Annotated in this window: 24 protein-coding genes; 8 read left to right on the top strand and 16 right to left on the bottom strand. The window is 26.2% G+C overall.

Annotation, left to right across the window (positions count from 1 at the left end; all coding sequences use genetic code 11):
* Nucleotides 1-65 precede the first annotated feature (65 nt).
* From BN7997_RS07420 to BN7997_RS07390, 7 genes are all read right to left on the bottom strand, one after another.
* Nucleotides 66-1,154: a tetratricopeptide repeat-containing glycosyltransferase family 2 protein gene (locus BN7997_RS07420; RefSeq protein ID WP_074010963.1), complete on the bottom strand. Its 1,089-nt coding sequence runs from the start codon at nucleotides 1,152-1,154 to the stop codon at nucleotides 66-68.
* Nucleotides 1,155-1,496: 342 nt separating this feature from the next.
* The gene (locus BN7997_RS07415) at nucleotides 1,497-2,033 is read right to left on the bottom strand and encodes a (Fe-S)-binding protein (protein ID WP_071120192.1); all 537 of its coding nucleotides are present in this window, start codon (nucleotides 2,031-2,033) and stop codon (nucleotides 1,497-1,499) included.
* 12 nt (nucleotides 2,034-2,045) lie between these two features.
* Entirely contained in the window at nucleotides 2,046-3,191 is a 1,146-nt protein-coding gene (locus tag BN7997_RS07410) for an aminotransferase class V-fold PLP-dependent enzyme (RefSeq protein ID WP_071120191.1), read from the bottom strand.
* Between the two features lie 171 nt (nucleotides 3,192-3,362).
* Complete coding sequence (locus BN7997_RS07405) at nucleotides 3,363-3,731, bottom strand: hypothetical protein (RefSeq protein WP_071120190.1); 369 nt, start codon at nucleotides 3,729-3,731, stop codon at nucleotides 3,363-3,365.
* Nucleotides 3,732-3,847: 116 nt separating this feature from the next.
* Nucleotides 3,848-4,492 (bottom strand): pentapeptide repeat-containing protein, encoded by a 645-nt coding sequence (locus tag BN7997_RS07400; protein ID WP_071120189.1) that lies wholly within the window; start codon nucleotides 4,490-4,492, stop codon nucleotides 3,848-3,850.
* Nucleotides 4,493-4,667: 175 nt separating this feature from the next.
* Entirely contained in the window at nucleotides 4,668-5,333 is a 666-nt protein-coding gene (locus BN7997_RS07395; protein ID WP_071120188.1) for a PQQ-binding-like beta-propeller repeat protein, read from the bottom strand.
* Nucleotides 5,334-5,818: 485 nt separating this feature from the next.
* Nucleotides 5,819-7,423 carry a PQQ-binding-like beta-propeller repeat protein gene (locus BN7997_RS07390; RefSeq protein WP_071120187.1) on the bottom strand — a complete coding sequence of 535 codons (1,605 nt, stop codon included), beginning with the start codon at nucleotides 7,421-7,423 and terminating at the stop codon, nucleotides 5,819-5,821.
* Between the two features lie 264 nt (nucleotides 7,424-7,687).
* Here BN7997_RS07390 and BN7997_RS07385 point away from each other — a divergent pair, with 264 nt between their 5' ends.
* Nucleotides 7,688-8,614 (top strand): CPBP family intramembrane glutamic endopeptidase, encoded by a 927-nt coding sequence (locus BN7997_RS07385; protein ID WP_071120186.1) that lies wholly within the window; start codon nucleotides 7,688-7,690, stop codon nucleotides 8,612-8,614.
* Between the two features lie 113 nt (nucleotides 8,615-8,727).
* Nucleotides 8,728-9,456: a M48 family metallopeptidase gene (locus BN7997_RS07380; RefSeq protein ID WP_071120185.1), complete on the top strand. Its 729-nt coding sequence runs from the start codon at nucleotides 8,728-8,730 to the stop codon at nucleotides 9,454-9,456.
* A gap of 256 nt (nucleotides 9,457-9,712) precedes the next feature.
* On the opposite strand, the gene BN7997_RS07375 is transcribed toward BN7997_RS07380, so the two are convergent.
* Nucleotides 9,713-10,519, bottom strand: coding sequence for an HAD family hydrolase (locus BN7997_RS07375; RefSeq protein WP_071120184.1), 807 nt, complete (start codon nucleotides 10,517-10,519; stop codon nucleotides 9,713-9,715).
* Between the two features lie 48 nt (nucleotides 10,520-10,567).
* Entirely contained in the window at nucleotides 10,568-11,254 is a 687-nt protein-coding gene (locus tag BN7997_RS07370) for a DUF3298 and DUF4163 domain-containing protein (protein ID WP_071120183.1), read from the bottom strand.
* Nucleotides 11,255-11,655: 401 nt separating this feature from the next.
* On the opposite strand from BN7997_RS07370, the gene BN7997_RS15760 reads away from it, so the two are divergent.
* On the top strand, nucleotides 11,656-12,579 hold the full coding sequence (locus BN7997_RS15760; RefSeq protein ID WP_071120182.1) for a hypothetical protein: 924 nt from the start codon (nucleotides 11,656-11,658) through the stop codon (nucleotides 12,577-12,579).
* A gap of 64 nt (nucleotides 12,580-12,643) precedes the next feature.
* Here the strand turns inward: BN7997_RS15760 and BN7997_RS07360 are convergent, their stop codons facing one another.
* Together BN7997_RS07360 and BN7997_RS07355 are read right to left on the bottom strand one after the other, a co-directional pair.
* Complete coding sequence (locus BN7997_RS07360) at nucleotides 12,644-13,492, bottom strand: DegV family protein (RefSeq protein ID WP_071120181.1); 849 nt, start codon at nucleotides 13,490-13,492, stop codon at nucleotides 12,644-12,646.
* 891 nt (nucleotides 13,493-14,383) lie between these two features.
* A complete protein-coding gene (locus tag BN7997_RS07355) occupies nucleotides 14,384-15,634 on the bottom strand; it encodes an IS110 family RNA-guided transposase (RefSeq protein ID WP_071120180.1) in 1,251 nt (416 codons plus the stop codon).
* Nucleotides 15,635-16,075: 441 nt separating this feature from the next.
* Between BN7997_RS07355 and BN7997_RS07350 the strand changes: the two genes are divergently transcribed.
* Nucleotides 16,076-16,828 (top strand): DUF6873 family GME fold protein, encoded by a 753-nt coding sequence (locus BN7997_RS07350; RefSeq protein ID WP_071120179.1) that lies wholly within the window; start codon nucleotides 16,076-16,078, stop codon nucleotides 16,826-16,828.
* A gap of 98 nt (nucleotides 16,829-16,926) precedes the next feature.
* Here the strand turns inward: BN7997_RS07350 and BN7997_RS07345 are convergent, their stop codons facing one another.
* Both BN7997_RS07345 and BN7997_RS15225 read right to left on the bottom strand, forming a co-directional pair.
* A complete protein-coding gene (locus BN7997_RS07345) occupies nucleotides 16,927-17,484 on the bottom strand; it encodes a hypothetical protein (protein WP_071120178.1) in 558 nt (185 codons plus the stop codon).
* 401 nt (nucleotides 17,485-17,885) lie between these two features.
* A protein-coding gene (locus BN7997_RS15225) for an IS3 family transposase (protein WP_408638332.1) occupies nucleotides 17,886-19,216 on the bottom strand; the annotation gives its coding sequence in 2 pieces (ribosomal slippage) (nucleotides 17,886-18,823 and nucleotides 18,823-19,216; 1,332 coding nt in all).
* A 262-nt stretch (nucleotides 19,217-19,478) separates the two neighbouring features.
* Between BN7997_RS15225 and BN7997_RS07330 the strand changes: the two genes are divergently transcribed.
* The 4 genes from BN7997_RS07330 to BN7997_RS07315 all read left to right on the top strand — a co-directional run bounded on the left by BN7997_RS07330 (nucleotide 19,479) and on the right by BN7997_RS07315 (nucleotide 22,440).
* Nucleotides 19,479-21,395: an OPT family oligopeptide transporter gene (locus BN7997_RS07330; protein ID WP_071120177.1), complete on the top strand. Its 1,917-nt coding sequence runs from the start codon at nucleotides 19,479-19,481 to the stop codon at nucleotides 21,393-21,395.
* A gap of 70 nt (nucleotides 21,396-21,465) precedes the next feature.
* Nucleotides 21,466-21,816, top strand: a complete 351-nt coding sequence (locus tag BN7997_RS07325; RefSeq protein ID WP_071120176.1) for a PqqD family protein — start codon at nucleotides 21,466-21,468, stop codon at nucleotides 21,814-21,816.
* A gap of 1 nt (nucleotide 21,817) precedes the next feature.
* Nucleotides 21,818-22,162, top strand: coding sequence for a hypothetical protein (locus BN7997_RS07320; protein WP_071120175.1), 345 nt, complete (start codon nucleotides 21,818-21,820; stop codon nucleotides 22,160-22,162).
* A 95-nt stretch (nucleotides 22,163-22,257) separates the two neighbouring features.
* On the top strand, nucleotides 22,258-22,440 hold the full coding sequence (locus BN7997_RS07315; protein ID WP_071120174.1) for a hypothetical protein: 183 nt from the start codon (nucleotides 22,258-22,260) through the stop codon (nucleotides 22,438-22,440).
* Between the two features lie 69 nt (nucleotides 22,441-22,509).
* Here the strand turns inward: BN7997_RS07315 and BN7997_RS07310 are convergent, their stop codons facing one another.
* The 3 genes from BN7997_RS07310 to BN7997_RS07300 form a co-directional block, all read right to left on the bottom strand.
* The gene (locus tag BN7997_RS07310) at nucleotides 22,510-23,904 is read right to left on the bottom strand and encodes a YfcC family protein (protein WP_071120173.1); all 1,395 of its coding nucleotides are present in this window, start codon (nucleotides 23,902-23,904) and stop codon (nucleotides 22,510-22,512) included.
* A 646-nt stretch (nucleotides 23,905-24,550) separates the two neighbouring features.
* Nucleotides 24,551-25,309: a rhodanese-like domain-containing protein gene (locus BN7997_RS07305; RefSeq protein ID WP_071120172.1), complete on the bottom strand. Its 759-nt coding sequence runs from the start codon at nucleotides 25,307-25,309 to the stop codon at nucleotides 24,551-24,553.
* A 48-nt stretch (nucleotides 25,310-25,357) separates the two neighbouring features.
* On the bottom strand, nucleotides 25,358-26,383 hold the full coding sequence (locus BN7997_RS07300) for an ABC transporter ATP-binding protein (RefSeq protein ID WP_071120171.1): 1,026 nt from the start codon (nucleotides 26,381-26,383) through the stop codon (nucleotides 25,358-25,360).
* Between the last annotated feature and the right edge of the window lie 5 nt (nucleotides 26,384-26,388).

Here is a 26,388-nt window from a genome sequence, read left to right as displayed (position 1 = left end):
TTTTCCTTACACCTTATATAAAATAAATAGCTAATAGGATTAAGTAAAATTCTTAATCCTATTAGCTATTTTTCTATACTATCAAAATATTCATTATTATATATAACAGCAGGATCATTTGGCTTTATAGAAGCTGCTTTATCATTATACTCTTTTGATTTTTTTATATCTCCAATTCTAAAATAGCATAAACAAAGTTGTATATATGGAATAAAGTTATAACAATCTAATAATATAAATCCACCTGAAGATTCATTTATTTTTCTAGTTAACGCTAATTCATACCAGAATATAGCTTGATTATATTGTTCTCTATCTAAAAAATATTTTCCTATATCACAGCATATTTCAGCTCTTGGTTCATCAAATTCAAAACTTCTAAAACAAGCATTAAGTGCTTTTTTACTCTCACTAATAGCATAATAACAATACGATAAATCCTGGCATGCATTTATACAGTTTTCTACCCATCCTTTACCTGAATCTAAGAAATTATTGAAAGTATTTATTGCATCTTCATATCTTTTATTATAATAAAGTTCTCTTGCATAGTAAAATTGTTGTCTTGGATCTAACTCTTTTCCATTAGCTATCATATTTTCAAATATTCTTAAATTTCTTTTGGGATCATTATTCTTTAACTTTTTATGAGATATTGCCGCATCAGAGTATATTATATTTCCTTCTAAAGGTATTACCTCATGAATTTCCCCTATCCATCTAAATTTTTTACTTCTTTTAAAGATACGTTCTCTATAATATGAAAAAGTAACATTTCCGTCACTATCAAATGATGTATTATATTTCATCATTACCATATCTATAGATTTATCCATGTTCATTTTTAGTTCTTTTATTTTTTCTTTATCTTTATCTAAAATTATATCATCTGCATCTAACCACATAATATAGTCTTTTGTAGCTTTAGAAAATGCATAATTTCTTGCTGCTGCAAAATCCTCTATCCACTTAAAATAATATAAATTTTTAGTATATTTTTTTACAATATCTCTTGTTTTATCTTCTGAACCTGTATCAACAACTATTATTTCATCAAATATATCACTTACACATTCTAAGCAACGTCCAATTACATCCTCTTCATTTTTGACAATCATACAAAGGCTTAAAGTATTAATATATATCTCCTCCATTTTAGCATATTATATAAATTCTATTTATTATATGCTAAGTCATTTATTTTCGCATCTATCATTTAGCTTTTTTGAATTTTTTAGAGTAATTTTCTATTATTTGATTTATAATGTTGACAATTTATAATTTCTCCACTTTTTTATATTACTCTTTCGTTTATACCTTACTTAGCAAATAATCCTTTTTAGAGTTTAAAAATTTAAGTTTTAATATATCTATAAATAAGATAAATCATAAGTCCTTTGTATATAAACTAATAACAAAATAGAGGAATGAAATATGAAAATTCATTCCTCTATTTATATAGTATTACGCATTATATTTAACATTGAGTATATTATTTAAGCTATAACATTAATTCCAAGTTCTTCATAAGTTTTTAACTTTTCTAACTTTCTTTCATTTCCTTCTTCTTTTAAATGAATACATTTATTTATACTAGTCTCACCTTTTACAAATTTTGTAGCAAAAGCTAAACAAGTTTCACATCCACATTTTTTACAATTTAATTTTGGTAAATATGTATAAATCTCTATTGGACTTGGAAGCTTTCTAATTTCATAGTTAGGAGTTATTTTATCTCTATTTTTATCTACCTCATTTATTAAATCCTTTAAATAGTCCAAAACTTCAAATGCTTCTGTTTCATTTAATAGTTTTGCAACATTTATGCTATCTTCAAATATAGTTATAATTATCTGCTCCTTATTAAACACAAAAGTATTTGCTTTTTTATTATATATTCCTGTTTTTATATATGAGTTTAAATAAGGGAATATATCACTTATATTTTTATTTAAATTAGACATTATTCTTATTCTTTTTGAATCTGTTGTACATGGTTGAATAAAACTTAAATCAATACTTTCTAAATACAAACTAATTCCCCCTTAACTATTTTGTATATCATTTAATGCATAAACTAACTTATCTATATCATTAAATTCATTAAAGTATCCAATACCTACTCTTACTGTCCCTATATCTTTTGTTCCTATAAGTTCATGTGCATTTGGAGAACAATGAAGACCTGCTCTTAGCATTATATTATGTTTAATATCAAGATTATAAACTACTTTTTCTGCATTTATATTACCTATATTAAAAGATATAACTCCAACAATATCATTTTCATTTTGTGGACCGTAAATTTTGATATTTTTTACTTCTTTTAACCTTTTTAGCGCATAGGAAGTTAACTCTTTTTCTTTCTTATGTATTTTTTCTATGGTTTCACTATTTATAAATTTTATAGCTTCTCTCAGTCCTACTATACCACTTACATTTAAAGTTCCTGATTCTAGTTTATTAGGATAATAATTAGGCTGATATTCATATTTTGAATCTCCACCTGTTCCGCCTACTTTAAGTGGATTTATATCATAATCACAATTTACTATAAGCCCCCCTGTTCCCATAGGACCAAATAAACTTTTATGTCCTGTAAATGCTAGTAAGTCTATATTATTTTCTTTTATATTTATATCTAAAACTCCTGCTGTTTGAGCTGTATCAACTAAAAATAATATATTATTTTTAGTTGCTATTTCTCCTATTTCCTTAATGGGTTGTATAGTTCCTAATACATTTGATGCATGAGTAAATACTATAAGCTTTGTATTTTCTTTTATGCTATATCTAACATCAATTGGATTTGTATACCCATATTCATCTGCTCTTACCTTAGTTATTTCTATATTTCTTTCTTTTTCTAATGTTTTTAAACATCTCCAAACTGCATTATGCTCTAAGCTGCTTGTAACTACATGGTCATGCTCTTTAAGAATTCCTCTTAGTGCTAAGTTTATAGATTCTGTAATATTTGATGTAAATATTACATTTTTAGGATTTTTAAAATTAAATAATTCCCCTATTAATTTTCTTGTTTCATATACTAAAAAATCTGATTTCATTGCCATTTTATAGGACCCTCTTCCTGAACTAGTCCCGTTATTTATCATAAATTCATATATAGATTTTGCTACTTGATTAGGTTTTGGATATGATGTTGCTGCATTATCTAAATAAATCCCCATTTAATCGCCCCTTAATTTTTAAATTTTCCTTAATTTAATTATATCACAAAAATAAGCTACTCTAATTAAGTAGCTTATTTTTAACACGATTCATTATTTTAATTTATAATTATATACTTTTAAAATTAATTTAGTTTAAGATATATTCTAACTCTATCTCTTCGTTTGATTTTAATTTTCTATAAGATTAAAATACATTTCTCCTTTTCCATAAATAATTATAGTATCTCCTTCTAGTAAATTTCCTACTGTCAATAAAGAAACATTCTCTTTTCCTTTACTTTCAACCTCTTCAGAATTAAATCTCTTAGAAAATCTCTCAATATTATTTTTATCGATAATATAAACATAAGACACAACATTAGGAGTGATTAATGAAAATTCATACTTACCTGGCTTTAGCTTTCCATTTTTTTCACTTACTAAATACTGTCCTTGTGGAAATATATTTGTATAATTAAGTGGCTGAAGTGCTGTTGCTGTATTACTTGAAGTAAATATAATCATTAATAATAAAATAATAGAAAATACTTTTTTCATATAACTTAACTCTCCTTTAAGATTAGTCTTATATATTTTGCTTATAAGTTATATTAAATATGCTTAAAAATAAATTTTTTCAATTTACTTAAATCACATTTTAAAAGTACTTAAAATTATTTAATACTAATCCCCATTAGTTTACTTAAATCTAGTGCCTGATTTGCTGAAAAAGTTCCTCCATAAACATCTTTTAATCTTACTTCTATGCCATCTATATCACTATTTGTAAAATCTACATTATTTAAAGATGTTCCAGTAAATACTGATTTAGTTAAATTATTAGAATCTAATAATAGCGTTTCATTTTTTATCTCTTGGAAAACTGCAAAACTAAAATCTGAATTTTCAATACTTACACCTGAGAACTTTGAAAAAGCAAAATTTGAGTATCTTCCTAAACAGTTTTTAAATACTACACTTTTTAAAGTAGAATCATTAAAATTACATCCTGTTAATTTACAATTTATAAACTCTACTCTATATAAGCTACTATATGGAAAGTTTATATTTGACAAGTCACAGTTTTCAAATATAATATCTGTCATATCTATTCTTCTAAAATCACAATATTCAAAGACTACATTTTTAAATATACATGAATTTAAACTTACAGATAAATTTTCAATTCCATCTATTGTAGTATTTTCTATTAAAGCTTCTTCTAATTTTTCATAATCTAATATTTCATTTATTGCATCATCACAATTATTTAAACTAATTGGCATTTTAGGCTTTTGTATTTTTATTTTTCTTATCATATAATTGTTGTCCATTCTTATATTTTAACAACTGTAAAAATCTATTCTCTGCTAATTTTTCATCTAAGGTTACATAATTTTAATACGGCTGCATCATTATAATACTATTTATTTACAAGTTCTTCAATAAATTTATAAATCTAATAATTTAAGTTTATGTTTTAATTATAATATATTACTTTACTTTAACTCCATATATAGTTCCATTTCTAGTTGCAACTACTAATACATTGTTAAAAACCGCAGGTGAACTTTCAATGTTTCCATTTAATAATACACTACTTTTTATATTCCCTTCTTTGCCATCTATTAAATGTAAGTATCCAGCACTATCACCTTGAATAATATATCCATTTCCATCCTTATCGTAAATATCAACAGGAGATGACCACATATAGTTATCAAATAATTTCTCCCATATTATTTCTCCATTTTCCTTATTTAAAGCAAACATGCCACCTTTGTTACATCCATTGTATCTAGCTAAGGAAAATATGGCCATATTATCTATATTATTTTTTCCTACTACATTTGTTGCCATAAGTCCTCCATTAACTGCACTCTTACCAATTAATGATTCACATTCAAACTCTTTTTCCCAAATTACTTCACCTGTAAGTCCATCTATTTTCTTTATTTTACTAACTCCTCTTGTTCCTTGATGATCAACTTCATTACCACAGTATACATAAGGTTTATCATTTTCAATATCAATAGTAAGAGTTGCATCAATATCATCAAATCCATTTATAGACCATACTGGTTTTAAATTATTCAAATCAACGCATTGAATAACTCCACCATTATCTGCAAAATAAGCTAAATTTGCATATGTAGCCACTGAATTTTCTATTCCTATCCTTCCCCTACTAAAAGATGATGAAAAATTATATCTATTTATCTTTGGATCTATACTTATAGTATTATTATTTTTATCATAATTTGTATTTAGCTTAATATTATATAACAGTCCATTTTCTCCTCCAACTACTACACTANCTTACAGATAAATTTTCAATTCCATCTATTGTAGTATTTTCTATTAAAGCTTCTTCTAATTTTTCATAATCTAATATTTCATTTATTGCATCATCACAATTATTTAAACTAATTGGCATTTTAGGCTTTTGTATTTTTATTTTTCTTATCATATAATTGTTGTCCATTCTTATATTTTAACAACTGTAAAAATCTATTCTCTGCTAATTTTTCATCTAAGGTTACATAATTTTAATACGGCTGCATCATTATAATACTATTTATTTACAAGTTCTTCAATAAATTTATAAATCTAATAATTTAAGTTTATGTTTTAATTATAATATATTACTTTACTTTAACTCCATATATAGTTCCATTTCTAGTTGCAACTACTAATACATTGTTAAAAACCGCAGGTGAACTTTCAATGTTTCCATTTAATAATACACTACTTTTTATATTCCCTTCTTTGCCATCTATTAAATGTAAGTATCCAGCACTATCACCTTGAATAATATATCCATTTCCATCCTTATCGTAAATATCAACAGGAGATGACCACATATAGTTATCAAATAATTTCTCCCATATTATTTCTCCATTTTCCTTATTTAAAGCAAACATGCCACCTTTGTTACATCCATTGTATCTAGCTAAGGAAAATATGGCCATATTATCTATATTATTTTTTCCTACTACATTTGTTGCCATAAGTCCTCCATTAACTGCACTCTTACCAATTAATGATTCACATTCAAACTCTTTTTCCCAAATTACTTCACCTGTAAGTCCATCTATTTTCTTTATTTTACTAACTCCTCTTGTTCCTTGATGATCAACTTCATTACCACAGTATACATAAGGTTTATCATTTTCAATATCAATAGTAAGAGTTGCATCAATATCATCAAATCCATTTATAGACCATACTGGTTTTAAATTATTCAAATCAACGCATTGAATAACTCCACCATTATCTGCAAAATAAGCTAAATTTGCATATGTAGCCACTGAATTTTCTATTCCTATCCTTCCCCTACTAAAAGATGATGAAAAATTATATCTATTTATCTTTGGATCTATACTTATAGTATTATTATTTTTATCATAATTTGTATTTAGCTTAATATTATATAACAGTCCATTTTCTCCTCCAACTACTACACTATCAGTAGCTGTATTTACAATAGCTGATGAATCAAATGCTGGCCACCCTCTACTTGCATATTTATCACTTCCATTTAGTTCATATAACTTACATCCATCGATTAAACTATATATATTAAATCCAACTACTCCACTTTCATTTATTCCCTCTCCAACATATAATAGTGGAATTCCTCTAGGGTCAATACTTAAACTTCCTTTAATAGGATTTCCAACCTTTATTTTATCTCTTGTAGTCTTACCAGAGTTTAACTCTAAAAAATATATATTTCCATCAAGACTTCCATATATAACTTCTGTAAAATCTTCTTTACCTTTAAATTCATCATATATATTCATGCTTTCTCTCAATTCTTTTGGCCACTTAACTATAGCTGGTTGGCCAGTCCATCCAGCTCCTCCCCCCCAAGAACTAGATGCTGTCCTAAATTCCCATAAAATTTCAAGCTCTTTATAATTTAAATCTGCATATCCAAAAGAAGGTGAGTTTCTAAGTGAATTTCCTCTAAATGTAAATATACCTTCCATATCTGAATATTTATTTTGAAATACTATTTCATTATCATGCTCAAACTCAAGTGTTGTTTTATATGACAATATGTCATCTTCTATGTATGATGTTTTAACTGAAGCTAAAACTTTTTCCTCCTCTACTTCTTTGACTTTTACCTCTTCTTTAACATTATTCTTTGTAGTTATCTTTGTACAACCTGTAATCCCTATACTTAAACTTAAACTTAAAATAAAACTCAAGTAACCCCTTTTCTTTTTGTTTATAGTCATAATCCCCCTCCGATATTTATTTACCTTTTTTTTATATATTAGACACTAAGTTTTTTTATCCCTTTTTATTTATATTGTAATAAAAAATAAATATATATAATAATTAACTACTTATTTGTCATTCTTTATTTTTTATAATTAATATATTAACTAACATAATATATTAATTTTCTCATATTAACCTTAGTATTATATAGGTAGCATATTTTATAAAGTTTGTTTACAATTATATTATTAATTAAATATTAAGATTGGAGAAATAGCATGCATTCAAAAAAAATTCCTATTATTAATAGCTCTAAAAATAAAAAGAAATTACCTAACTTTATATGGGCGATAATATTATCATTAATATTTATGTACGGTGGCTCACTTATGGGTTCACTGGCAACAGTTCCTTTGTTTTTAGCTTTAAGAAATATTCCTTTATTTTTCAATAACAAAGATTTATTATCATTATTAATTACTTTATTTTCATTTGCATTTATCTCATTACTAGTATTCTTTAGAGTAAAGGTAATAGAAAAAAGAAGTTTCTCATCTATTGGATTTAATAAAAATAATTGGCTAAAAAAATATTCACTTGGTTTTTTAATAGGTTTAGCTATGATGAGTATTATAGTGTTGATACTTTTACCCTTTGGATATATAACTATAGAGAAAAATCCAATTCAGCCTGTTGGAGTATCTGCTATAGCTAGTGTTTTAGTTATTTTACTTGGATGGATTATACAAGGTGCTACAGAAGAAATTGTAACAAGAGGATGGCTTCTAAATGTTTTAAGTACTAAGTACAATATAGGAGTTGGATTATTAATATCATCTACTCTATTTGGGCTTATGCATTTAACTAATCCTAATGTAAATTACATAGCTGTTATAAATATTATACTTGTTGGACTTTTTTACGGTCTTTATGTTATAAAGACTAATGATTTATGGGCTGTTTGTGGTATGCATAGTGCTTGGAACTTTGCTCAAGGAAATATATTTGGATTTAAAGTTAGTGGTTTAGATGTTTCTGTTGGAAGTTTAATAGATTTAAATTTAGTTGGAAGTGATTTTGTTACTGGTGGAATATTTGGTCCTGAGGCTGGAATTACAGCTACATTTATATTATTAGCATCCATTGGAATATTATTATTTATTGATAAAAAAAGATATTTTTCAAATAAACCTTTAAAATCATAAAATTTTTAATAAATTATATTTTAGTATTTTATATGCTGTATTTTACAAATGCTTTTTAGTATAATAAGTTTCATAACTAAAAACATATTTAAGTTATATGGGAGGAAGTCATTTTGTATAAAATCAATATTGAAAATACTATAATAAATTACTCTATAAATAAAAAATCAAATATAAAAAATATAACAATAAAAGTAAAGTACCCAAATACTGTAATTATTGTTTCACCTAAATCTGTTAATGATGAATTTATACATGATTTAGTTGAATCTAAAAGTAGATGGATTTTAAATAAACTAAATGAGTTTAAAAATAAAGAATCTGAGAATCCTCCTATTTTACTTGTAGACGGAGATAAAATTCCCTATCTTGGTAATTACTATACGTTAAATGTGTATAAGGAAAAAAGCATAATAAAATGTTCCCTAATTTTTAAGGAAGATAAATTTATAGCTAAGATTCCTTATAATATATCTAGTAATGATCAATATATTAAATTAAGAGAGCTTCTTGTAAATTGGTATCTAACTGAAGGAGGCAAATTAATAAAAGAAAGGATATCTATATATTCTAAAAAACTAAACCTATATCCTGAGTCTATAACTTTAAAAGAACAAAAAACTTCTTGGGGTACTTGCTCATCTATCGGAAATATATATATAAATTGGAAAATACTCTTAGCTCCTTTAGATATTATAGATTACGTTTTAGTACATGAACTATGTCATCTTAAACATATGAATCATTCAAAAGAATATTGGGCTCTAGTAGGTACTATATTCCCAGACTATAAGGAGAAAAGAAATTATCTTAAAGAGAATAGCTTAAAACTTAATATATAATAATTAATATAATCATTTTTTCCATTTACTAATATAATGTATTGTAAAATGGTGGGGTGATTTTTTGAAAAAACTTAATAAATATCATTTAGTTACGATTATTTTATCCTATGTGTATATAGTTTTAACTAGATATAATATGTTATCTGATTTTTATAATGGACTTTATCTAACACTACTATTTTTATTTATATTTATTATGTTATTAAATCATGATCATAACATTTAAAAAGTCTAGACAATAATTCTAGACTTTTTAAATATCATAACTATTTAATTCTTCTTCGCAAAATGCAACCTCTTTGATTGCCTTAATGACTCCATCATCATCATTAGTTTCAGCTATAAACCTTGCATTTTTTTTAACCTCTTCTTCAGCATTTTCCATAGCATAACTATAATAAGCGCTACTCATCATTTCTAAATCATTCATATGATCTCCAAATACCATAGTCTCATTATATCCTACATTAAATCTTTTCTGAAGTATATTTATTCCTTGTTTTTTAGTTCCACCTAACTTACATATATCAAAACAAGTACTTCCTGATTTAGTTATCATAAGCTTATCATTTAATTCACTTAAAGCTTCTAACGCTCTATTTATAATCTTTTCATTACCAAAAGTAGTTATTTTTAATATTTTATCCTCTACTTTTGTAATATCTCTAACATACTTTACCTTAAGTTTCCACTTTTTACCTACTATACATGGTATTATACTCTCACTATATACAGTGTCTTTAGAACAATATATAGTATTATATTTGGCTTTTTTTCTTATTATTTTAGCTACTTTATATACCATATTATGTTCTATATAATTTTCAAATATAACTTCATCTTTATAAGTTATATAGTTCCCATTATTTGATGCATATACTATATCTTCTTCAACATCTTTAAATATTTCCTTAAGAGAAAATATCTCTCTTCCACTTATTGCTACAAATACTATCCCTTTGTCATTAAGTTTTTTTAAAACACCATATAGACTTGGACTTAATTGTTTATTTGAATTAAGTAATGTTCCATCCATATCCGATGCTATTAATTTTATCATAATACATACCCCTTAGTATCTAATTTATACATATAGTTTATCATAAATTTAATTATAATTTAAGTATTTATTAAATTCATCAAATTTCAATTTGAATTTAGGTATACCTATATAATATGGAGCTATTTCATATAATCCAAAATATATAACTATACCATCTTCATCTATATAAAAAGATTGATTTTCACTAATTCCTTTAAATCCCTCGTCACCTTTAAAGTAATTCTCTGGTTTATTATTTATTTCTTCTTTTATAAAGTTGTTAACTATTTCCTCATAATCTATGCCTGGCTTAAACATATCCTTTAATGTCAATCTATCCCCTGTTAGTAAATTATAGTTATAAGCATCTAAATATGTCATACCATGAGCGCCACCAGTGAATTCATATTTTGTCATTACTATACTTATAATATTATTTCTGTCATAGGTTACCTCATTATTTATATAAACTTCATATCGATATTTGACATAGTCTTCATCAGATTTTGATAACTTTTCTGTATATAGCTTCTTATACGCTATAGCTTGTTTTTTTACACTATTTTTAAATTCCATAACATCTTCACATATTTCGTTATTTATATTAATAATTATCTCTCTATCATACATATCATGATATACATATTTATCATATAGCTTTAAGACTGGATAAGTTATATTATATTTAAAGAATTCACTAGTTTTACATATATTTACTTGCGCTACATAAGAATAATTTGCTCGACTGTCCAAAATATCACCCCATTTTACAATCAATTTGTTTATTTATATTAATCATTTACAATATTTATAACTTTCTCCATACAAAATCAAGTTGTCAATTTTCTAGATTTATAAAGATTAAATTACCAGCTATAATTATAAGACTGAATAAGAATAAATATTTAATCTATTAAAATAAAGAGTCCTTCTTAATAAATAGAAAATTCTCTTTAATTATTTATATTAACCTTCTTTAAATCTAAATGTTAAATTATTTTTAAGTTTATATAGCAAATTAACCTATAATAATAGATTAATATTCATTTTTCTTCATTTTTGTAACATTTTTTTACACAAAAGAATATATATAAGTATAGTTAATCTTATAAATATTAACTATTATATATATTCTTTTAAAGGAGGAAACTATTTTGGCTTCTTATACTCAAAAATCTAATAAACATTTTAATGATTGTTGTAAATGCAATGATCATCGCGATAACTGTTGTAAGTGCAACAATCATTGTGATGATCATTGCGATAACCGTTGTAAATGCTGTGTAGGTCCTAAAGGTGCTACTGGTCCTCAAGGTCCTGTTGGTCCTCAAGGCCCTGCTGGCGCTCAAGGTGCTACTGGTCCTCAAGGTCCTGCTGGTGCTCAAGGTGCTACTGGTCCTCAAGGTCCTGCTGGTGCTCAAGGTCCTGCTGGCGCTCAAGGTGCTACTGGTCCTCAAGGTCCTGCTGGCGCTCAAGGTGCTACTGGTCCTCAAGGTCCTGCTGGTGCTCAAGGTCCTGCTGGTGCTCAAGGTGCTACTGGTCCTCAAGGTCCTGCTGGTCCTCAAGGTCCTGCTGGCGCTCAAGGTGCTACTGGTCCTCAAGGTCCTGCTGGTCCTCAAGGTCCTGCTGGCGCTCAAGGTCCTGCTGGTCCTCAAGGTCCTGCTGGTCCAAATGTAGTTGCTGACCATGCTGATATATACAGAGTAACTAATACAACAGCTCTAAGCCAAGGCAATACAATACCATTTGATGCTAGCTTAATTAACAGCCCTTCTGGTGCTATATCATTTACTAATGGAAATAGTACTATAAACTTAGGTGCTAATATGACATTCTTCGTTAGATTTACAGCAACATCAGAAACAGGTATTCCTTATGCTATAGGCTTAAGACTTAATGGATTAAGAATAAACGGTTCTATTGCATCTGCTCAAGTAGCTGATACTTCAATAAGTAATGGAGCAATATTTAGAACTGGTGCAAATGGTGGACAATTAGATTTATTCGTATTCTTTGCAAATCAAACAATATCACTTATAGGATTTGAAACTAGCTTACAAATAATAAGATTAGCATAATCTAGAGTATATAAATTTTAGGATATAAAAATTAAGGGAGCATATATGTGCTCCCTTTTTATACTTATTTATTTAAACATGCTATTCCTATAACAGTCGGTCCTGAGTGACATGCAACACATGAACCTATACGGAATGTATATACATTTTTAGGTGATAATTCTTCCTTAACTTTTTCAACGAACTTTTCATTAGTTTCTAAGTCATCTCCATATCCAACATATATATCTTTATCAGAGAAATCATCTCCGATTTCTTCTTTTAACTTTTCTATAAGTGTTGGTATTATTTTTTTACTTCCTCTTACTTGAGTTTTTTGCTTAACTAATCCATCTTCTATTTTAAGTATAGGCTTTATATTAAGTAAACTTCCAACTGCTGCCTTAGTCCCAGATATTCTACCACCTTTATACAGATAATCTAGCGAATCAACTGAGAAATATACTTGCACTTTATCTTTATATTCTTCAAGTTTCTTAATTATCGTATCTATATCTAAGCCTTCTTCTACCATTTTAGCTGCTTCAAGAACTAATAAACCTCCACCTATACATAAACTATAAGTATCAAATATGTATATATCGTCAGATTCTATATCATTTTTAGCAAGCATTGCACTTTGATAAGTTCCTGAACCTTTTGATGAACCTGCCATGTATAATACCTTTTTACCTTCTTTTACATACTTTTCAAATGTTTCTTTAAAAGTCATATATGTAACTTGAGATGTAGTTGGTATTTCTTTATTATCTCTTAATAATTTATAAAATTCATCATTATCTATATCTACACCAGCTTTATACTCTTTACCTTGAAATATTATAGTCGTAGGTAACATATCTATATCATATTTACCATCTATATTTTCTGGTAAGTCGTTCATTGTGTCATAAATTATTTTAATATTATTCATTTCTTAAAACTCCCTTTAATATTTATTTAAAGCATATAAAATATAAATCCAATATAAAACTAAAATATATTATTGAATTTATAAGTTTAATATTAACCATTTTTGCTTTGTCCATTTTAATATTTTATTTTAATTACTATATATCGTATAAATTGTATTTACAATATATAAATTTATTACTAAAGTATATATATTTAATACATTTTATTCCTTTAGAAACTATTTATTTGACCCTATTAATAAATCACTTATTTTATAGTAAGTATCAACTTTGAGTCTTAAATATTTTCAACTAAATATTAATTATATTATTTATATAGAAAATCCTCTATTAAGTTAAGTAATATATCTACAAATATTTTCTCTTTTAATGTTTTGAATATAATTAATAATATATAGTCTATACTTTTGCCTCTTTTAACATTATAGCTTAAGATAGGACTAATATTCCACATCTAAAACAAATATTTATATTGTAATATATGAAATTTACTTTAGATATAAATTTATAAAATATTATATTTTAGTATTTTTCATTTTTTGTTATATTATGTAGAATTTTTTCTATATTTTTCACCTAAAAATATTATATTATGTATAGATCTATTTTACCACTTTTTTTACTATTTGTTCTTAAAAAATTTCAATTTATAAAAAATTCGCTTCGCTCATTTCGCCAACGATATATCCTTGCTCACGCTACAGATACATACGTTGCTCAAAATATCATTTTTTACTTTGATAAAGTATTGATGTTACTCATATTCATAGGTTATACACCATTTTTTCATAATATAATTCCTACGAAAATGATTCTAGCCGTAGGCTATTTTTTGCAACACTAAAGTAAACCTATCTTTTATAGGCTTAATTTAGTGTTATTTTTACATTTTATGCCATTTGTAAACTATCTTTTTCTACAAGATAACCTTTGGATTTTAGTTCTTTTATAATCCTATCTTCTCTTCTTTTATCTTTATCTATAAAATATTGGATTTCTAACTCTTTATATGTACTTTTAGTTTTTAATAAGTGATATATCAGTCTTAACATCATATTAGCTATCGCTATTAGTGCTTTCTTCCTTCCCATTCGGGGAACCATGCTCCAGTACTTATTTTTAAATCTGCTATCTTTTTTCTTGGTGGCTGACCATGCACACTCACACAACATAGACCTGAGCCAATTGTTACCTGACTTTATACCACTTCTTTTCTTTTTACCTGCACTCTCATTGTTTTTTGGACATAAACCAGCCCAGGAACTTATATGTTTCTCAGTTTTAAATACATCCATACTAGTTCCTATTTCAGCTATTATACTTGAGGCAGATATTTTACTAATACCAGGTATTGTTTCTAATAACTCTAAACTATCTCTTTCTTTTTGAAGTAATATATCAATTTCTTTTTCTAATTCATTAATTTGTTTTTCTAAAAATACAATATTACTATTGTGCATTCCCAATAATATCACATGATGCCCTCTGATTTTACCATTAAGCGCTTCATACATTTCCATTGGGGTAGATTTTAACTTTGATTTTCCTCTTCCTTCATACAATGAATAAATAAATTCTTCTGTGATACATTGATTACCTATTATTTGATTTAAAATAGATTTTCCAGTTTCTCCAAATACATCTGAAAGTACACTTGATATTTTTATATTTGCATCTTGTAACACCTTATGGATTCTATTTTTATTTCTATTAACTTCACCTAACAATTCTTTTCTTAACCTAGTTAAATCCCTTAAATCTCGAATTCTCTCTGGTGGTACAAAGCTTTTTTCTATTAAACCGCATCTTAATAAGCTAGCTATCCATTCTGCATCTTTGACATCTGTTTTTCTTCCCGGTACATTTTTTATTTTTTTAGCATTTGCTACTATTAAGTCAAAAGCTCCGCTTTCAAGTATATTCCATACAGGCTTCCAATAGATTCCTGTACTTTCCATAGCTACATGAGTACATTCTTTCTGATTTATGAAATCCAATAATTCTAACAATCCTTTAGTAGTTGTAGAAAATGTCTTTACTTCTTTTTTAGGTTTTATATCTAATTTACCATATAAAACACATGCTACCACTGTATCCAAATGAACATCTAACCCAGCACATCTTTCTACGATTGCATCCATAGTTACCTCCATAACAAGATATAAAGCGAATTTATAGTAACTGTCCTAAAAAAATTCCTACACGTGCTATTTGCACAATATCTTGTTCTTATCAGCTACTATTCCTAGTTTCCTTGTAAGAATCGTATTACTACATTATATTCAAGGTTTATTACTCGCTTTATATTGATTATAGGCGAAGCCATTACAAAACAATCATTTTCATTATAGCTTGTGAAACAAAGTTTAATGTTTTTTCCTTATATGTAAAAAATCATTTATTCTTATTCTTTAAGCTTTAATGTGTGATTTACATATAAAATTTGATTTTAAATAGTTAGTATATTAAAATATTTATTTACTAAATACCATCTATGTTAAAGTCATATTTATATAGCTAACTTGAAAAAAACATAAAACTTTATATAATAAATTATGTATTAAATTATAAGGAGATAAACAATGAACTTTGCAAAAAATTCATTTATAGTAAATAATAAACTACAGCTTGCCATAGTTGATAAAAGAATTCCAAAAAACATGGAAACCAATCTAAATAATATGGGAGTAAGTATAATAAAATCTACTTGTTGTAGTAATACTTATGAAGCCATTAAATATCATCCTGATATAAGTGTATGTAAGTTAAATGATAATAATATAGTAGTTGCTCCTAATGTATATAATTATTATAAAGATGTTTTAAAGCCTTATGGTTTTAATGTACTCTGTGGAGATTCTATTATAAAAAATAAATATCCATACAATATACATTATAATATAGTAATTCTTAAAAATTTTGCTATACACAATTTTAAGTATACAGATAAAGTAATACTTAATTATTTAGAAAAAAATAACATAAAAAAAATAAATGTATCTCAAGGATATTGTAAGTGCTCTATATGTATAGTTGATGATAATTCTTTGATTACTTCAGATGAAGGTATATATAAAGAAGTTATAAAATACGGTATAGATTGTTTGTTAATAGAAAAAGGACATATTGATCTATTTGAGTTAAATTATGGATTTATAGGTGGTTGTAGTTTTTTAATCTCAAACAATGAATTGACTTTCCTTGGAAATATAAAAAATCATCCTGATTATGATAAAATACTAGATTTTATTGAAAGTAAAAATAAAAAATTAGTTTCTTTGAGTGATGATAAATTATTAGATTTAGGATCTGTTATTCCTCTGCTTGAGTACTAAATTTATAATAAAATATAATAAAAATAAAGTACATATATAAATTATATTAATTCTATTTTAAAATTAATATAATCTATTATGTACTTTATTTACTCTTATTATATTTTATCATATACTATAGGGTCTACAAATCCAAAAGTTATTTTACCATTTTTCTCAAATACTTCGCTTACATATAATTTACCTTTTTCAGTTCTTTCTTTTAAAGTAAATTTAACTCCTCCTCCAAAGTCACTTATGCTCTCACCTTCAAATCCATCATTTACTTCTATATATATCATAGGAGTAAACTTTTCTGATTTAACTAATTTATTATAATCTATTATTAAATTATTATTATCATTTTTAAACTCTTCTTTTGATATACCTTCAGGTAAATCATAAGATGTTAATACTACTTGATTATTTTCATTTAATGTGAATAAAAATAAATGAGGTAATATATTTTTCCTATTTCCTATTTCATAATAACTTTCTTCAATTATAAAATATCCATTAAAGTCACATGGTAAATTTATTATTTTATCATTTGCTATCCTATTTATATGTTTAGCTTTAGGATGAGTTACTTTGCCTTTAGCTTCTTGATCTTGAATCTGTTTATCATTATTAAAATCTCCGCATAAATTATTTGTAAATCTTTTTAGTGTATCCATATCTATTCTCCTTTAATATTTTTTTATCACATATATAGTATTCTCAACTATATATTTATATCTATTTCTAGTTTATTACATATATATCCTTTTTATTAACTAATATATATTTTAGGTTTTTAATATATATTTTTAAGGAAATATAATTGCCCAGGAAATCTTTAAACTCAGTTATTCCAACGACTTTATCAAAAAAATTCAATTTATAACGACATTGATATTTTTATGAAATTTTAAAGCGAAATATGTATTTTTTATTCATTGATATCGTCATTAGTAATCTTTTTTCACCACAATAAAACATAATATACTTTTTATTTTTTATATTTATAATATCTTTTACTAATTTATATAACTATAAAGTGTACCCTTTGTCAAGGACAATTTAAAAAAAGGTATTTCTAAGAAACAAGATGATTTCTGTACTGAACAGGAGTCATCTTGCTTAAATTCCATTGATATCTATAATTATTATAGTAATCCATATAATCATCTATTTCTTTTATCACTTCTTCTAATGTACTACATTTGCTAAGAATAACTTCATCTTTAAAATGCCCAAAGAATGATTCTTGTGGAGCATTGTCCCAGCAATTGCCTCTCCTTGACATAGATTGTTTTAAACCTAATTGCTGTACTTGCTTTTGAAATTTAGGACTCGTGTAATGAACACCTTGATCTGAGTGTAAAATAGCTTCGCTATGGAGTTTTAAATTCACATTTGACTTAAGTTTTTCTAGTGTATTTAAAACAATATCTAACCGTAGGTTATCTGAGACATAATGAGCTAATATTTCATTTGTAGAGGAGTCTTTTATTGTAGACAAGTATGCTTTTTTTCCATTTTTATAACTTAAATATGTAATATCTGTTAATAGCACTTTATATGGTATATCTTGCTTAAATTCTCTGTTTATGAAATTAGAAACAATAGTATGCTCTTTACTTGCTTTCATCATACGTCTGTAAGGATTCGCTTTTCTATACGGGCAAACTATTCCATATTTTTTCATTATTCTCCTAATACGCTTTAAATTATATATTATATTAAATCTATCTTTTAAAACCATTTTTATTTGTCTTGCACCTTTTTTACGTCCTTTAAAGTTAAAAGCTTTTAATACATTTTCTTTTGATAAAATATCTTTATCTTCTCTTGATTTTCTTAAATCCTTGCTTTCTGATGAGAAGTATTTATAATACCCAGAACGTGATACACCTGCAACTTTACATAAATAACTTATCATATTTTTAAGTTTATATTTTTTTATTGTAGACTTAATAATCTCATATTTTTCACAAGAAAATAAACTTACTTCTTCTTTAACACTCTCCTTTCTATCATATCTAACTTTTTTAGTAATTCATTTTCAGCTTGAAGTAACTTCATTTTAGCTTCTAGTTTTTTGTATTTTTCTTCTATTGAAAGATCTTTCTCAATAGGTCTTCCAGTATTGTATTTGCGAGTATCTGTAAGTTTTATAGCTCCTCCATTTTTAAAGGCCGTACGCCATCTGCTAGCAGAAGATTTAACTCTTTGCATGCCTATAATATCGATATTGAAGCCACACTCTTCAAATATTATTCTAGGAAGTTTACCATTACCATTTTCATCTATAAATATTCTTTTAAATTCATCTGTATAGGTAATACCTTTTGAAGTTACTTTCTTAACGTATTTGTTTTGTTTTAATATTATTATTTCCTCTTCTGTAAATAATTTTTTACTCATTAAAATTTTCTCCGATCTAATTATTATTTATTTAATTATATACAAAATACCCTATAGAGTAGACCTTTTTATTAGCTGTCTACTCTATAGGGTACATTTTACTATTATATATCTCTTTTTCTACTTATTAATATATAAAAATTTATTTTTATTGCCTTACAATAAGTACTAGCCCTTTATGTATATATATAGTTTAGTAGACATACAATTAATTATCTAATCCTACATAACAAAATTATATAAATTAAAAGGAGGTACTATGATGGATAATCAAAAAGAGTTTAAGCCCTTTATACCTGCTAATAAAATAGTTCCTGAATTTACAGCTACATCTATAATATTAGGATGTTTGTTGGCAGTTATATTTGGTGCTGCTAATGCCTACTTAGGTCTTAGGGTTGGTATGACAGTTAGTGCATCTATTCCTGCTGCAGTTATATCAATGGGTGTCTTAAGGGTTATATTAAAAAGAGAATCTATACTTGAAAACAACTTAGTTCAGACTATAGGTTCAGCTGGCGAATCATTAGCTGCAGGTGCTATATTTACATTACCTGCAATGTTTATATGGATGAAAGATTGGGGAATTGGAAGTCCTAGTTTATTAAAAATTGCACTTATAGCTTTATGTGGTGGATTACTTGGAGTATTATTTATGATTCCTTTAAGAAAAGCACTTATAGTTAAAGAACATGGTATACTTCCATACCCAGAAGGAACAGCTTGTGCTGAAGTTTTACTTGCAGGTGAAGAAGGTGGTTCTAAAGCTTCTGTAGTTTTTGCAGGTCTTGGAATTGCAGCAGTTTATAAATTTATAGCTGATGGTCTTAAACTATTCCCAAGTGAAATAGAATGGGAAATACCAGGATATTCTAATGCTGCATTTGGTATAGATGTACTTCCTGCTCTTCTTGGTGTTGGTTATATATGTGGATATGAAATATCTGGATATATGTTTGCAGGTGCTATAGTTGGTTGGATTGCTTTAATACCATTATTTGCACTATTTGGAGCAGACACAATACTTTATCCTGGAACTGTTCCTATAAGTGAATTAGGCTTTTGGGGAATTTGGGATAGTTATATAAGATATATTGGTGCAGGTGCTGTTGCATGCGGTGGTATAATAAGTTTAATTAAATCTCTTCCTTTAATAATTAATACTTTTGCTAAAGCAATGAAAGATTATTCTAATATGGATAGATCTAATTCTACATTAAGAACTGACCAAGATATGTCTATGAAAGTTGTTTTATTAGGTTCATTAGCTGTAGTTATTGCTATATGGTTAATACCTTCTATTCCTGTTAATTTTGTTGGTGCTCTTTTAATAGCTATATTTGGTTTCTTCTTTGCAACAGTATCTTCAAGACTTGTTGGTTTAGTTGGTAGTAGTAATAACCCAGTTTCTGGTATGGCTATAGCTACTTTATTAATAAGTACATTAGCTTTAAAATCAACTGGTATGGTTGGTCAAGATGGTATGATGGGTTCTATAGCAATAGGTTCTGTTATATGTATAATAGCTGCAATTGCAGGAGATACTTCTCAAGACTTAAAAACAGGTTATATTGTTGGTGCTACTCCTAGAAAGCAACAATTAGGAGAACTTATAGGAGTTTTAATATCTGCTTTAACTATCGGTGCAGTTTTATATCTTTTAAATGCTGCATGGGGATTTGGTTCAAAAGATATACCTGCTCCTCAAGCTACACTTATGAAATTAGTTGTTGAGGGTGTTATGGAAGGAAATCTTCCTTGGCCATTAATATTTGCTGGTGCTGGTATTGCTATAGCTGTTGAAATAATAGGTATACCTGTACTTCCATTTGCAGTTGGTCTATATCTTCCAATTCACTTAAGTGCTGGTATAATGTTTGGTGGAGTTATAAGATTATTCCTTGAAAATAGAAAAAATGTATTTAAAGAAGTTAAAAAAGAACAAATTGACAGAGGTGTTTTATATACTTCAGGTCTTATAGCAGGTGAAGGTTTAGTAGGTGTATTACTTGCTATATTCGCAGTTATAAAAATTGGAGAAAGCTCTCTAGCAGATATAATAAACTTATCTGATTTTGTTAACCTAGGTCAAATAGGTTCTGTAATATTCTTTGCATTATTAATACTTACTTTATTTAAGTTCACTATTTGGTATAAAGATAAGAATAAAGCTAGTTAATAAATAATATAGTTAATTAAGGGAGTTGTCTTAAAATGCACTCCCTTAATTTTATATATTGGAGGGTTTTATGAGTAAGAAAGTTAAAAATTATTTAGATTTTGTTCCTATAAAAAATAAAAATATAAAGTGGCTTGAAGATAGTTTTGGTATTATTACTTTAGAAATCACTCGAAATGGTTTATTTGATAAAATAGCTCAAAAAACTTTTAAAGTTCCTCCTAAAAGCTATATAAAGCTTGATAAACATGGCAGCTTTGTATGGAAGTGTATAGACGATAATAAATCAATTTACGAGCTATCTAAAGATGTTAAAGGACATTTTGGGAATGATGCTGAACCTTTAATTGAAAGATTAGTTGAGTTTATCACAATACTTGAAAGTAATAAATTTGTAAAGTTTAAAAAAGGAGGCAAGTAAAATGTTAATCAATCTATTTTATATACTTTTATTTGCTATTGCTACTGTAATAATATACATATGGGGTATGAAAAAGGAACAAAGTAAGGAAAAGGAACTGTTAGATAATCTTTATAAAAAAAGTGAAAAAATTGTTATAAAGTCTTTTAAACAAAATAATACTTTATCCAGAAAAGATATAGAAAATGAACTTACTAATGTTAAATCTTCTCTATTTTATAGTAAACATAAATTAGTTATTAAAAATCCTTCTCATTTAGCTAAGATAATCATAGGTAATCTATTAAATAATGGTACTATTATAAAAACTACCAATGGTTATACTTTAAAATATAAATCTAAATAAATAAAATATAACAATTTCATTTTATACTTGATATACATATAAAATTAGTTTTCACAGATACTAACTTATATAAAACATTATAAAGGAGATTTATTATGAAAAAGAAAACTAATGATGACTTAATGTTTTTAAATAATCATGATGATCAATATCATGAAATATTAGATAATATAGAAGTTAATGAAAGTACTGATAGCGAAACCACAGATATATTAAATTTTAGAGTTATAAATAGTAAAAATGCATATCCTCAAAGAAATATTCCTAAAAATAAATAAAACTGCATATAAAAAGAGCCTCTTTATTAAAAAGGCTCTTTTTTATATAAATAATAAAATACGTATAACCTATTTTATAAGCATCATACCAATTGATAGTATAATAGCTGAAGATATATATATACATATGACTATTTTAGTTACAAATTTTACCCATGTAGTATATTCAACCTTTGAAATAGCTAGTCCACCCATAATAACCCCAGATGTTGGCGTTATTAAGTTTACAAGACCACTACCTGCACTTAATATAGATATAACTATTTCAGGTGCAAATCCTAATGTTTGAGCAAGAGGCCCAAATATTGGTACTGATAAGCTTGCAAGTCCTGAAGTTGATGGAATTAAAAATGCTAAGGCTATATATATTAAAAATGCCATATTAGTAAATAGTATAGGCGACATTCCAGTAAGTGCTGTAGATGCTCTATTTAATACATATACATCTAGATTAGTTGCTGACATAATAAATGATACACCTCTTGATATACCTATTATAAGTGCTACACCAACCATTTCAGCTGCACCATCTATTATAGCTGATACTATTTCCTTTTCATTAAATCCATAAACTATACCTATTATAATTGCCATTAATGTAAACCAAACAGCAAGTTCTGAGAACCACCAATTACCAAGAGGTTCGCCTGTTAAAAATGCAGTTTCTTTAAATATAGTTATACCAAATCTCTCCCAAGGTATTACTCCTAGTATCATAACTATAAAAGATATAGCAAATAGCCATACTACCACTTTCCTTTTAGTAGTAAACTCTATTGTTACTTCATTATTATCCATAAATGCTTCTTTTGCATTATCATATTCTCTTTGAGATAAAATTGAAGCTTCTTTGTCATTTTTAACTTTTTTAGCATAATTCATTACAAAAAATATAGATATAAGTAAAGATGATAGCCATAATGCTACACCAATTCCTATAACTACAGCTTGATTAGTTGCTATTCCAACTCCTTTTAAAGAGTCTATACTCGTAGATACTAAAAAAGGATTTACTGTAGAACCTAAAACTCCACTACCAGCTCCCAAAGCTATTGTTGCTACTGCTGTTAATGAATCAAATCCTGCAGCCATCATTGTTGCTGTAACTAATGCATAAAATGCTAGTGTCTCCTCTGACATACCATAACTAGTACCACCTAGGGAAAATATAAACATAAGTATAGGTATAAGTAATAATTCTTTACCATTTAGTTTTTTAACAACTGCTCCTATACCTGCATCAAGTGCCCCAGTTTTTGTTACAACACCTAAGAATCCACCCATTAAAAGTACATATAAAGATATATCTATAGCATCTTTTAATCCATTTATAGGTGCCATTATAACATCAGAAAGCCTTGCAGGTTTTACACCAGGTATAAATTGAGTTATTATAGCTATTACAACAGTTATAATTAATAATATGCTATATGCTGTCGGTAACTTAAAACCTTTTTTCTTCATATTACGTCCTCCACATATTTAGTTATATAGTTTTAAGTTATCCAAAAAAATATATAAAATTCACTTAGTTAATATATATATTTCTCCTAACCTTAATTTAAATACACTCTATTTCCAAAGTATTTTTAAATAGAATATTTCAAGTAATATCTATTTATTAACTTATATATATTTGCTTTTTCTACTTAATTATACTTTAATACAATTTTTTATCTTTACACCCTATAGATTAGAACTTTATTTAATAATAATACCATAAATTTCATATTTTATATATATTATATTTAAAATGGAAATTTATAGTATATTATTGAATTTTTATGTAATAGTTTTTTATAATATAGAAAAATACCCTATATTATAAACTTTTTTATATTCTATATTATAGAGTATGTTTTATACATTATCTTACTTTTATACTATTTTATCTATTACTTCTAATATACATAGTTTTTTAGCTATTATGTTAGTTGCTCTACCTTGAATTATAATAGTTATATTACTAAAGCCCTTTAAATGATAATATTTTAAATCAAATAACGCAAGTTATGTAGTATATATACTTATTATGCAATTTAGAAATATATTTTGTTATTTGATAGAAATCTATACACCTTTTATTTCTAGTATATGTTCACTTTTTATACTATTTAACTAGTTTAAAATCATATTCTGATACACCATCTACGATATTTGTAACATCTGTAAATCCATGTTCTACTAGTTTTTCTGCAACCTCTGCACTTTTTCTTCCTGTATTGCAATATACAATTATATCTTTACTTTTATAATTTCTCAATTCATCCATTCTTTTATCTATATCTTCAATAGGTATATTTATGGCATTTAGAAGATGTCCATTGTTAAAATCTTTTGGTTCTCTAACATCTAATATTGTTAAATCTTTATCATGTTTATCATCATTTATCATTTTTTCTGCTTCTCTTCCAGTTATATTATCTACTTTAACAAGCTTATAATCATATTCATCTACACCGTCTGTTACATTTTTTACATTTTTAAAACCATTATCAACTAACTTTACTGCAGCTTTTTCGCTTCTATTTCCACTTCTGCAGTATACCAATACAGTTTTATCTTTATAATCTATTATTTCATTTAACTCTGACTTAAAATCATCATCATATGGTAAATTTATTGCATTTAATAAATGACCTTTTTCATATTCATATTCTGATCTTACATCTATAATTAATACATCTTTATCTGAATTTAATAATTTTTCAGTTTGTTTCCCATCTATATTTTCATATCCTTTAGTCTCTTCTGACTGTTGTATTGTGTTACTTACTTTATTTTTAGAGCTACATCCAGCTATAAAGCCTAAACTTAAAATTAATATGCTAACTATTCCCAGTACCTTAAAGTTATTAATTACTTTCATAACTATTCTCCTTTTGCAATAAATATGTTTATTATATACATTCTATTTTTATAGTGGAAAAAATACTATATTATCTCTATCAACACATATTTTTACACAATCTCCTTGATTATATTCATTAGATATCGATGTACATTTTAATACTTCTCCATTTATGTTAATATCATAAAAAGTTTTATCTCCTACATACTGCTTTCTTTGTATATATCCATTTATTCCATCATTATAATTTGAACTATATAGTTTTATGCACTCTTTAGGAATCATAGCTTCAACAATATCTAAATTATTATATCCCTTTGCATCTATATATAATATATTGCTTTTAAATACTTCATTTTCTATTTTTCCTTTTATATAGTTTCTTTCACCAAATATATTGGCAACTGATTTAGTTCTAGGCTTTTGATATAATATTTCAGGCTTATCAAACTGCTCTATTTTACCATTTACCATAACAGCTATTTTATCACTCATTATAAGTGCTTCTTCTTTATCATGAGTAACAAGTATAGTAGTTATATTTAATTTCTTCTGTAAATTTAAGACAAAATCTCTCATTTCATTTCTTAAGTTTATATCTAAATTTGAAAAAGGCTCATCTAATAATAATACCTTTGGATTTATTGCTAGTGTTCTAGCTATAGCAACCCTTTGTTTTTGTCCTCCAGATAATTCAGATGGATATTTATTTTCATACCCATTTAATTTTACAAGTTTTATTAACTCATTAACTTTATCTTTTCTAATTTTCTTATTTATATTTTTCATTTTTAATCCAAATTCAATATTTTCATATACACTCATATGTGGAAATAATAAGTAGTCTTGAAATACTATTACTGCATCTCTTTTTCCTGTTGGTGTATTTAGTACTGATTTATCATTAAAAATTATATCTCCACTATCTGGATTAATAAGTCCTGCTATTAATTGTAGTGTTGTACTTTTACCACATCCAGATACTCCTAATAATGATACTAGTTCTCCATCTTTTATATCTATATTTATATCTTGTAATACTATCTTTTCATCAAAACTTTTAGTTATATTAACAAGTTTAACTGATGACATATCTA

The sequence above is a fragment of the Romboutsia timonensis genome (genome assembly GCF_900106845.1).
Taxonomy (GTDB): Bacteria; Bacillota; Clostridia; order Peptostreptococcales; family Peptostreptococcaceae; genus Romboutsia; species Romboutsia timonensis.
The sequence above is the reverse complement of the archived record's forward strand: the minus strand, read 5'-3'. Positions and strand labels throughout refer to the sequence as shown.